The sequence below is a fragment of the Loigolactobacillus zhaoyuanensis genome, assembly GCF_003946385.1.
GTDB lineage: Bacteria > Bacillota > Bacilli > Lactobacillales > Lactobacillaceae > Loigolactobacillus > Loigolactobacillus zhaoyuanensis.
Genome location: NZ_RHOE01000132.1, coordinates 1 through 1,689, shown reverse-complemented (window position 1 = coordinate 1,689; position 1,689 = coordinate 1). Strand labels below are relative to the sequence as shown.

Annotated in this window: 2 protein-coding genes; both read right to left on the bottom strand. The window is 46.1% G+C overall.

Annotated elements, in window-relative coordinates:
* Positions 1-54 precede the first annotated feature (54 nt).
* The gene (locus EKM76_RS13205; RefSeq protein ID WP_010620863.1) at positions 55-948 is read right to left on the bottom strand and encodes an IS3 family transposase; all 894 of its coding nucleotides are present in this window, start codon (positions 946-948) and stop codon (positions 55-57) included.
* Positions 945-1,619: a helix-turn-helix domain-containing protein gene (locus tag EKM76_RS13200; protein ID WP_010012236.1), complete on the bottom strand. Its 675-nt coding sequence runs from the start codon at positions 1,617-1,619 to the stop codon at positions 945-947. The genes EKM76_RS13205 and EKM76_RS13200 overlap by 4 nt, the downstream gene beginning before the upstream one ends.
* Positions 1,620-1,689 lie beyond the last annotated feature (70 nt).

Sequence of the window (1,689 nt, the reverse complement as noted above, 5' to 3'; positions counted from 1 at the left end):
TGCACTAGGCCCTGTCAAGTTGACAAATGAAATAATATAAAGTTGAATCTGTTTCTAAGCGGCTTCACTCCAGTATTCATCTGGGGTGAGGCCGTTTCTTTGTGCTGAGCGATTGTGGTGATTGAAATATTCGATTCCTTCCTCAACCAGTCTCACAAGCTCTTCGCAAGTCTTTGCTAGTGGATGGCGAGCCATCCACCGTAACTTGAATTCGTTCCACCAGCGCTCCATTGGTGCATTGTCGTATGGTGTTCCTGGTCGAGACATGCTACGTGTGACGTTGTAACGACCAAGAAAGTTGTTGAAGGCACCAGAGGTGTAGGCTGATCCTCGATCAGTGTGAACCAATGGGTGGACGTCACCAGAAGCCTCAAAGGCTCGTTGGAAAACCTCGATTTCTGCTGCTGATGTTTCAGTAGCGCTCAAATTGTAGGACAACAAACGTCGGCCGTAGAGATCAAGGACGCCACTCAAGCGCACCTTATACTTATTATTTACGCCGTAAGTCAGTTCCGTCGAATCGGATAACCAGACCTGATTAGGACTGTCGACGTCGAAGTTCTGATTGAGCACATTGTCTTGAATGTGCTGTTCGTTCTCCTTATGTCGACTGTGCTTCTTGACCCGAATTTGACATGTCAAGCCAAGCTCCCGCATCACACGACGTACCATCTTGAAAGTAACGGGGAAGTCAATTAGTTCATCATGTTGAAGATTCACTAAAAGATTCCCAGCACCGATACCTTGATGATGAAAATCAAACCAGTATTGTGTCCGTTCCTTGAGCTGACGATTACGGGTTTCCCAAGCAGTTTCTTCTCGATTTAACCCTTTGTAGTAAGCCTGCCGGCTTACACCGACAACGGCCAACAGCGTAGATACTGCACCGCGCTTGCCTTGACTGACCTCATTAATTGCGAAGTAAGACAGTCGATGTTGTTTACTCACCCCCTGCGCTGGAGTTCCAGCAATTTTTTTGCGAATGCCTCCACAAGCTCTTTGTCTGCGAGCTGTGCTTTGAGCTGCCTGATTTCAAGATTGGCTTTATCGAGTTCAGTCAGTTCAGCTTGTTCTTTGTGATGGCCACGGTTGTCCACGAGTGCCTCATAGCCGCCGTGTTCGGCCTTGATCACCCATGAACGTGCTTGTTGATAAGAGACTTGGAAGTGTTCAGCGGCCTCTGTGTATGAATGCTTCAGCTTGGTGACATACTCGACAATTTCAATGCGTTCTTCCAAGGTTGTTTTACGACTCATAGTGGGAACCTGCTTTCTGGACGGCGACGCCGTCAAAGGTTTATCCCCATTATACTTGTTCACCCAGTCTACGACTTGCTGCGATCCACGAAGTCCAAACTTATTTGCAAGTTCATCAAAGGTGCCTTCACCTATAAGATATGCGTGGACTACTTTAAGTTTGAGTTCTTTCGAATAGTGTTTGTTTTTCTTAGCCTCCTTTAGACCATTAATTCCATCACGGGAGTATCGATCTCGCCAACGTTCTAGCGTCTTGTGATCAATGCCATGACGATTGGCCACCGGCCGTAGTCCAGTTTTTGATTGGGTAAGTTCCTTTAAGATTGCTAATTTTTCGAGTACCGTATGTTTAGATCTGGGCATACAAAAATCCCTCCATAGTTGTTAGATGAATTATTGTATTTCATCTGACAACCATAAAGGGATTATCGCA

Excerpts from the sequence above, each read along its gene's own strand:
- EKM76_RS13200 (WP_010012236.1), bottom strand. The coding sequence starts at position 1,619 with ATGCCCAGATCTAAACATACGGTACTCGAAAAATTAGCAATCTTAAAG.